The sequence below is a fragment of the Wolbachia endosymbiont of Nomada ferruginata genome (genome assembly GCF_001675785.1).
Taxonomy (GTDB): domain Bacteria; phylum Pseudomonadota; class Alphaproteobacteria; order Rickettsiales; family Anaplasmataceae; genus Wolbachia; species Wolbachia pipientis.
Genome location: NZ_LYUY01000068.1, coordinates 1 through 7,782, shown reverse-complemented (window position 1 = coordinate 7,782; position 7,782 = coordinate 1). Strand labels below are relative to the sequence as shown.

5 protein-coding genes, 1 tRNA gene and 3 pseudogenes are annotated in these 7,782 nt (G+C 34.1%); 4 read left to right on the top strand and 5 right to left on the bottom strand.

Annotation, left to right across the window (positions count from 1 at the left end):
• Positions 1 to 49 precede the first annotated feature (49 nt).
• From BA053_RS04455 to hemF, 5 genes and pseudogenes are all read right to left on the bottom strand, one after another.
• A pseudogene (locus tag BA053_RS04455) lies at positions 50 to 571 on the bottom strand (16S rRNA (uracil(1498)-N(3))-methyltransferase); the annotation flags it as partial.
• A 28-nt stretch (positions 572 to 599) separates the two neighbouring features.
• Positions 600 to 671 (bottom strand) — tRNA-Glu (locus tag BA053_RS04450).
• Positions 672 to 739: 68 nt separating this feature from the next.
• Positions 740 to 1,090 (bottom strand): hypothetical protein, encoded by a 351-nt coding sequence (locus BA053_RS08090; protein WP_245611069.1) that lies wholly within the window; start codon positions 1,088 to 1,090, stop codon positions 740 to 742.
• Between the two features lie 50 nt (positions 1,091 to 1,140).
• Complete coding sequence (locus BA053_RS04445; protein WP_245611068.1) at positions 1,141 to 1,938, bottom strand: hypothetical protein; 798 nt, start codon at positions 1,936 to 1,938, stop codon at positions 1,141 to 1,143.
• Between the two features lie 80 nt (positions 1,939 to 2,018).
• Positions 2,019 to 2,843 (bottom strand): oxygen-dependent coproporphyrinogen oxidase, encoded by an 825-nt coding sequence (gene hemF, locus BA053_RS04440; RefSeq protein WP_065106807.1) that lies wholly within the window; start codon positions 2,841 to 2,843, stop codon positions 2,019 to 2,021.
• Positions 2,844 to 3,003: 160 nt separating this feature from the next.
• On the opposite strand from hemF, the gene BA053_RS04435 reads away from it, so the two are divergent.
• The 4 genes and pseudogenes from BA053_RS04435 to BA053_RS08775 all read left to right on the top strand — a co-directional run.
• On the top strand, positions 3,004 to 5,484 hold the full coding sequence (locus BA053_RS04435; protein ID WP_065106806.1) for a response regulator: 2,481 nt from the start codon (positions 3,004 to 3,006) through the stop codon (positions 5,482 to 5,484).
• A gap of 90 nt (positions 5,485 to 5,574) precedes the next feature.
• Positions 5,575 to 6,417: a ParA family protein gene (locus tag BA053_RS04430; protein WP_006280226.1), complete on the top strand. Its 843-nt coding sequence runs from the start codon at positions 5,575 to 5,577 to the stop codon at positions 6,415 to 6,417.
• A pseudogene (locus BA053_RS08375) lies at positions 6,414 to 7,265 on the top strand (ParB/RepB/Spo0J family partition protein). The gene BA053_RS04430 and the pseudogene BA053_RS08375 overlap by 4 nt, the downstream one beginning before the upstream one ends.
• A gap of 235 nt (positions 7,266 to 7,500) precedes the next feature.
• Positions 7,501 to 7,584: pseudogene (locus BA053_RS08775) on the top strand (WPE palindromic element domain-containing protein); the annotation flags it as partial.
• Positions 7,585 to 7,782 lie beyond the last annotated feature (198 nt).

The window sequence follows — 7,782 nt, the reverse complement described above, 5'->3', positions numbered from 1 at the left end:
TTTTCTCATCTTTACCCCGTACTAAAATTTCAGATATTATAGCCTTTTACTTGTTTCCGGACAACCTCTTACCTGTTTCATCACACAAAACAAAATTTTTACTCTGGGAATCAGGTAACTCACAAAAGTTAATAGGAGGCAAAATCTCTGGTATACTTATCCTACCTGATTGTTCCGCTGCTTCGATTGCTTGTAATTTTGCTCTACTTAGGTTAATATTTTTTACCACTGTACGTTCCGTTGAAATAAATTGAATGCAGATTACTCCCATTTCAGTTGCCTGTCTTACTATGTTGTTCAAAGCAGCACTTTTTACCATGGCACAATACAGGTATAAATTTTCCTCATATTGCTGTTGTTTAGTGCATTCTTTGGGTGTAACTTCTGTCAATTTACGCGATATATTAACTACTTCTCCTAACCATTCTCCATCTTTTCCATTAAAAAGAGAGAGATTATCATACTTCTTAAGCCGCATTACATTGCAAATATAGTGACTTTGTTGTGGATTAAGTGCTAAACTCACGCCTTGTGATAAAGCTTCTTCAACATAGAGCCTAATTTTTCCCATTCAAAACTTTAATTATATTCTACTTGAGTGACTCTTACGGGATTTGAACCCGTGTTACCACCGTGAAAGGGTGGTGTCCTAACCACTAGACGAAAGAGTCAACTTGAATCTAACTAGGTTATATCGATTACATATATAAAGTCAATTCAATTATTTTGAATCACATAGTTAGAGGGATATATCAGTAATCTTATATCGACAGCCTCCTATTACTCCATGCTCAATACTCACTGAACCTATCTCAGATTTAGGAGCTAATTCTAATTGTTGTTCAACTTTTGTATCGGAATCATAGCCAGAATCTCTACGCTCATATTTCTGCCTTATTTCTTCTACACTAAAGCCAGCCTTGGTCTTAATTTTTTGATCATTAGTCTGTTGCTGACTTATCGACTTATTAGCACTTAGCTCATTTAGCTTCACTTGCCAATCATTCACTTTATCTTGCACTAACCCATGGCAAGTTCCAGAATTAGCTTTTATGTCTTTTGCTTTTCTTTCTGCTCTTTTCTTGGACAAATCTACCCTAGCATAAATAGGTTCTGACGACTGTTCTGGCTCTTTCTGTTTTAGGCTAGTAGGCTTTTTTGTTCTGAAAGATCATCTATAGTGCAATAAATAGGTTCTTCTGATATACTCAAATAACCACTATCTTCCAATGATAAATTTTCAATGGATTTTTTATGTGAATCATATATTTCAGCATAAATAGATTCTTCTGATACACTCAAATAACCATTCTCCCCTAATGAGTTACTAACCTTAGCATCATACACCTCAGCGTAAATTGGCTCTTTTGAAGGCAAAGCATCATAATTAGTGCTCTTTGGCTTATACTCAAAAGTTCTAGGAGGTTTTTGAGGTGGTATTACATTGTTGTTCACCTCAGCGTACATAGTTATTGGCTCATATTCAGAGGTTCTAGGAGGTTTTTGTTGTATAGCTTCAACATTCAAATCATCTGTAGAATAATACTCTGCGCCTTTTCCTAGTAAAAAGGAAACTGTGGGGTGAAGAATTATCTCTGCTGGTAAGTTTTTCTCACTATCCAATTTTAGATTTTTTGATTCTGCTAAACTCTCAATAACACGAATTATAACATTCTTTCCATTCTCATCTATTGAGTGGATATCAGCTCCACGATTAATCAGCAATTCCATTATTTTGTGATCTGTAGCATGTCCTAAAGCCTGATTTAAAGCTTGATTATTATTTATATCAAATGATCCTGTATTCTTGAGAGACATAGTCTTTGAAAAGAATTTTCTAAAACTATTTAATGCATCATAGAGAATTAGAGTCAGTTTAACACCTTTTATGTCATTGTTTTTGACAGATTTAATTAAAAAATTATCTATTATACCCATGATTATACCCCTATATAAAAGCTCACTACCATGGTACAATTTTAAACTATGATGATTTATTTTTTACTAATAGCAGCTCTCTATAACCACTTAACAAGTGGTGGCATTGACATCATAATTGCATCTGGATTGCCATCAGTCATTAAACCAAACCTTGTGCCACGATCGTATAACAGGTTGAATTCTACATATCTGCCACGTTTTATTAATTGATTTTCTCGTTGTTCTTTTGTCCAAGATTTTTGCATATGTTTACGTATGACGTGCGAATAAATTTCCAAAAAGGCTTCACCTACTGCTTTTGTGAACTCAAAAACGTTTTCCCAGTTGCCAGAACTCAGATTATCATAGAAAATGCCACCAATACCACGCGGCTCTTTTCTGTGTTGTAAGAAAAAATAGTTGTCACATTGCTCTTTAAATTTTGGATAATATCCGGTGTCAAATCTATCACATGTCATTTTGATTGATTCATGGATATACTTGCAATCTTCTTCATTTTTATATATTGGCGTAAAATCCATTCCTCCACCAAACCATTGTTTTGAAGTATATATCAGCCTTGTGTTCATATGTGCTGCAGGGATAAGGGGCGATTGCATATGAGACACTAAAGATATACCGCTTGCCCAAAACTCTCCGTTACTTTCACTTGCACCAGGAATTTCATTAATGGCTGAATCTGCAAATTTTCCGTGTACTTTTGAAACGTTTACTCCAACTTTTTCAAAAACATTACCAAAAATAATTGTAGATTCACCACCTCCACCACCTGGGCGATCCCACTTTCTCTTTTCGATCTTTGGCTCTGCGGATGATTGTTTTTCAATTAATAAGAAAGATTCTATGATCTTATCTCTTAGTGCACAAAACCATTTAAATGCTTGTGTTTTCTGTTTTTCCATAATATCCTCTTGCTAGCTTATTAACATTGTTATATCTGATATTTAAGGAACTTAATTAGATTTGGATGATAATTATCTATCAAAGACGTTAATAAATCTATAATAATTAAATCAATATAATAGAACATTTTCGTATGTACAACAATGCCAAGTAACAATAATGAATAAAAGATACATAGATAACAAAAAAGAGAACAGGGTTGACTTCATACTAAGAAATTATGGAATGTCAATTGTTGTGATGGCAGTTATTATGCTCTTACCTCCAGTAGCAATATCGATACTCTACTTTTTTGATATATATAGTCAGCATATTAATATAGAGATTAATTTATTAGTTAGCATTCTAACAACTCTCTTTATGATGTATAATGTAAAACGCTACAGATACCTACTTAATACTATAGAATTTCAAAATGCAATATTTGCAAATGCACTAAATCATAATACAGAATTTTGCCTTATTTTACATAAAGATGAGGGTGTTATTTATGCTGATGCAAGGTTCTACGAAAGGTTTAAAGATCATATAGATGATGACATTACGTTAGGCAAGATTCTTGAAATAGGAGATGTTTCAGAAGCAGACAAAAAAGTACTCTATCATGCACTAAAAAATAACTCTTCTATACAGGTATGCATTTCCTTAAACAAGAAGAATAGAGTATCTAACTTTCTTTTGCTCTTTGAGCCGATACCAGATAATCCCCAAATTGCTATAAATAGTAATAAGATTTTAAATTTATCATTAGTGCCAATAGCAAGGCCAGATGGGTATTTTGTATTAAAAGCAACACAGATAAACAAGGAGCAGGTATATGAAGAGTTAATAGAAAAACACAGCATAGGAACTTACATTGCAAATGCCAAAGGGGTGATTTTATCTGTAAATAAAAGATTTTTAGACATATTTGAACTGAAAAAACTGGAAAAAGGTAGCTCAATCAGTGATTTTATATCTCAATCTAAATATAACAATACAACAACCGATAATGAAATTTTGTTTTTTACTATAAGTGGTATTCCATTCAAGGCTTATATGAGCACTGCTATATTTTGTGATAAATACAACCATAGCTATATATATGGCTTTATAACACCAACCGAATCAAATATTGTTGATTATCAATTACACCCTTGTTTTGCAAATTCATCAATTGCTATTGCACAATGTGACATAAACGGCAACTTTGTAAAGAAAAATACGGCACTAATAAAGCTTGCAGGGTCAGATAATAATTCAATCTTTACATTGATATTGGATAGTTATCATGTGAAAATACGTGAATATTTTTCGAGTAATAGAATAAATAATGCGTCTTTTGATGTACAGCTCAACGGCGGTAATAACATAAAAATATATTTCAATAAGTTTCTTCATAATAAAATGATATTCATAATTTGTTATTTTATTGATAATACTGAACACAAAAACCTAGAGATAAAGCTTGAGCATTATCAAAAGATGCAAGCTATAGGGCAGTTAGCAGGTGGTATTGCGCATGATTTCAACAATATATTGACTGGGATAATAGGATTTTGCGATTTGCTTTTACTCCAGCATTCAGCTGGTGATCCATCTTTTGGAGATATAATACAGATACAGCAAAATGCAAAGCGTGGATCAAATTTAGTAAGACAATTGCTTGCTTTTTCAAGAAGACAGACCTTGCAGCCAAAAATTATTGATGTAAATAGAACTATAGCTAATCTTTATGAAATGATAAAAAGATTAATAGGTGAAAATATAAAATTTAACATTTATTATGGTAGAGACTTGGGTGCTGTTAGGGCTGATCAAGGGCAATTAGAGCAAGTTATACTTAACTTAGCAGTCAATGCTAGTGCTGCTATGGAAAAGGGCGGGGAATTAACTATACGAACCTTTAATCAAAAGATTGACTCATTAAATTCTACACCTCAGGATATGTTTTCTCCAGACAAGGAAGCGATTGAACATGGAAATTATGTTGTGATTGAAGTAATTGATACTGGATGTGGAATGACGAGTGATACAACTGAAAAGATCTTTGATCCATTTTTTTCTACCAAAGATATTACCTCTGGTACAGGTCTTGGCCTCTCTACTGTATATGGCATTATTAAACAAACTGAAGGATACATCTATGTTGCTAGCAAAGTAAATCATGGAACTAAATTTAGCATATTTTTGCCCATGGTTTACATATCAGATGAAAATGATAGAGAGGAAGATAGTGAAGAAACAGAAAAACCGGTAGTAAGTGAAATTAAAGGTAATGGTATAATTTTATTAATCGAAGATGAAGATTCAGTAAGGGAATTCATCTCTAAAGCACTCAAAAGAAAAGGATTTGATGTAATAGAAGCAAGCATAGGCAGCGAGGCGCTAGAAATAATCAGTAAAAAAAGTCAACATATAGATCTTATAATCACTGATGTAATCATGCCAGAGGTGAGCGGCCCAGAAATAGTTAAAGAAGCATTGATCCATAGGCCAAATATCAACGTTATTTTTATTTCTGGGTATGCAGAAGATGCTTTTTTAAAGAGTGATGACATCAATATAGAAGATTTTCACTTTTTGCCAAAACCATTCACTCTGAATGAATTAGGAAACAAGGTTCAAAGTGTGTTACACAAAGCAAAAAAGACAGTCTAATTTTAGTGTGATTAGCAACAAAAAAATTTTCTAATGCAAAAGTTTCTTGCATATATACAATAGAATTATTTTATACATAAGATAAAAGGCGTGAGCAAGATTATTGCAATAGTAAATCAAAAGGGTGGAGTTGGCAAAACCACAACTAGTATAAATTTGTCGACAGCCTTTGCTGCTGTGGGAAAAAGCACTTTATTGGTAGATCTTGATCCTCAAGGAAATGCTAGCACCGGACTCGGGATTTCTTATCGTAGTAGGGAAGAAAAAAACATATACAAAATACTACTAAGCAGCGAAAATAAATTGATAGAATCGGCAATTTTCAATATAAAGGAAATTCCGAATTTATCGCTAATTTCGTCAGTAGTTGATTTGTCAGCTGCAGAAATTGAATTATCGCAACTTGAGCGAGGAAAATTCGTACTAAAAAGCGCATTGGAGAAGATACGCGATAATTATGAGTATATAATCATCGATTGCCCTCCATCACTTGGGCTTCTAACCATTAATGCCTTGACTGCTGCTAATTCTATTATTGTTCCTCTTCAGTGTGAATTTTTTGCTCTGGAAGGATTAAGCCATTTAGTTAAAACTGTAGAGCTGATAAAAAGGAATAACCTAAACCCTTTTTTGGCAATAGAAGGGATAGTGTTAACAATGTATGATAGGCGTAACAAACTCAGTGAACAGATTAAAAACGATATTTGCCAGTATTTAAATGATAAAGTATACAAAACTATCATCCCATTGTATGAGACTGTTATTCCACGTAACGTACGGTTATCAGAAGCGCCTTCTCATGGAAAACCCGCTATTGTGTATGATCTTAAGTGTCCTGGTGCACAAGCATATATAAGTTTGGCAAGGGAAATTTTAAAAAAGCACGCGAGCAGTTGTAAGGAGAAGAAACTAGTAAGCGAGGGCGTAGTATGAAGGATGATAGACGCTTAGGCAGAGGTCTTGCCGGTCTCATAGGCGATAATTATGATAATAAAGAAGATCGACAAGAGTATTTGCCTATTTCATTACTGCACCCAAGCAAATTTCAACCGAGGAAACATTTTGACGAGGAATCATTAAGAGAGCTTGCAAATTCGATAAAGAAAAGTGGCATTATACAGCCTATCGTGGTACGCAAAGATTCAAATGATGATGGTTATGAAATAATAGCTGGAGAACGTCGTTGGCGAGCAAGCAAGATTGCAAATCTTGATAGTGCACCCGTTATCATAAAAGATCTGAGCGACAAGGAATGCTAGGAAGTATCCATTATTGAAAACATACAAAGGCAAGATATTAATCCAATAGAAGAAGGTGAAGCGTATAAGAGACTGATAGATGAGTTTTCCTATACACATGAAGAATTAGCTTCAGCTATAGGCAAAAGCCGCAGCCACATAACCAATATGATTCGGATGTTGTCACTTTCCTGTAGGGTGAAAACAATTATCAACGAAAAAAAGTTGTCTATGGGTCATGCAAGAGCGTTGATTAATGTTGAAAATGCGGAAGATATTGCAGAAAAAATAGTTTCTCAAGGCTTAAGCGTTAGACAAACTGAAAAATTGATAAAAGATTTGCATCAAGGCAACAACCAAAAAGAACAGAAATATACTAGAAATCAAGATATGACGGTAATAGAAGGCGCTATATCTTCTCAACTTGGTTTAAAGATCAAAATTAATGACAACAATTCTAAGGGTAAAGTTATGATACGGTATGATAATCCAAATGAATTGGATTTGATATTGAAAATTTTGAATAGGAAACTTGAGGCATAGCTAGTAGTTGGCTAGCAAAGCAACAAACCAATATCAACTGTTGGTGTCATGAAAGTAGCTGACACTGGAATCCAGGAATTTTATTAAGTTGGTAAGCATAAAAGTATAACTTCTACGTCATACCGCCGCGGTATCCGCTAACAAGCAGCGGGATGACGATTGTCAGGGTAGCTGTCATCCCAGTGCCCTGACTACTTGGATCCAGGAAAAAGAATGGTGTCATCCCAGTGCGTGACACTGGGATCCAGAAGACTTAATTTCAACCAAGTGGCTGCATAATAAAGGCTGGATTCCAGTGTCACGCACTGGGATGACACCCTAGTAGAAATCGTTTTTGTAATTGCAACATTCGTGCAATCTTTAGCCATAAATATTTAAAAAATTTACCAAATGAAAAAAAAGGCAAAAGAAACCCCGTGGTGGTTGGCTATTTACCATGTACTAAAATATCGGCGTTTTTTTTATTCTAAAACGCTTGATTAAGAGCGATTTAGCTGCTTTTAACTTGCAACTAACC

Coding starts and splice junctions, on each gene's coding strand:
- BA053_RS04445 (WP_245611068.1), bottom strand. CDS start 1,938: ATGGGTATAATAGATAATTTTTTAATTAAATCTGTCAAAAACAATGAC.
- hemF (WP_065106807.1), bottom strand. CDS start 2,843: ATGGAAAAACAGAAAACACAAGCATTTAAATGGTTTTGTGCACTAAGA.
- BA053_RS04435 (WP_065106806.1), top strand. CDS start 3,004: ATGAATAAAAGATACATAGATAACAAAAAAGAGAACAGGGTTGACTTC.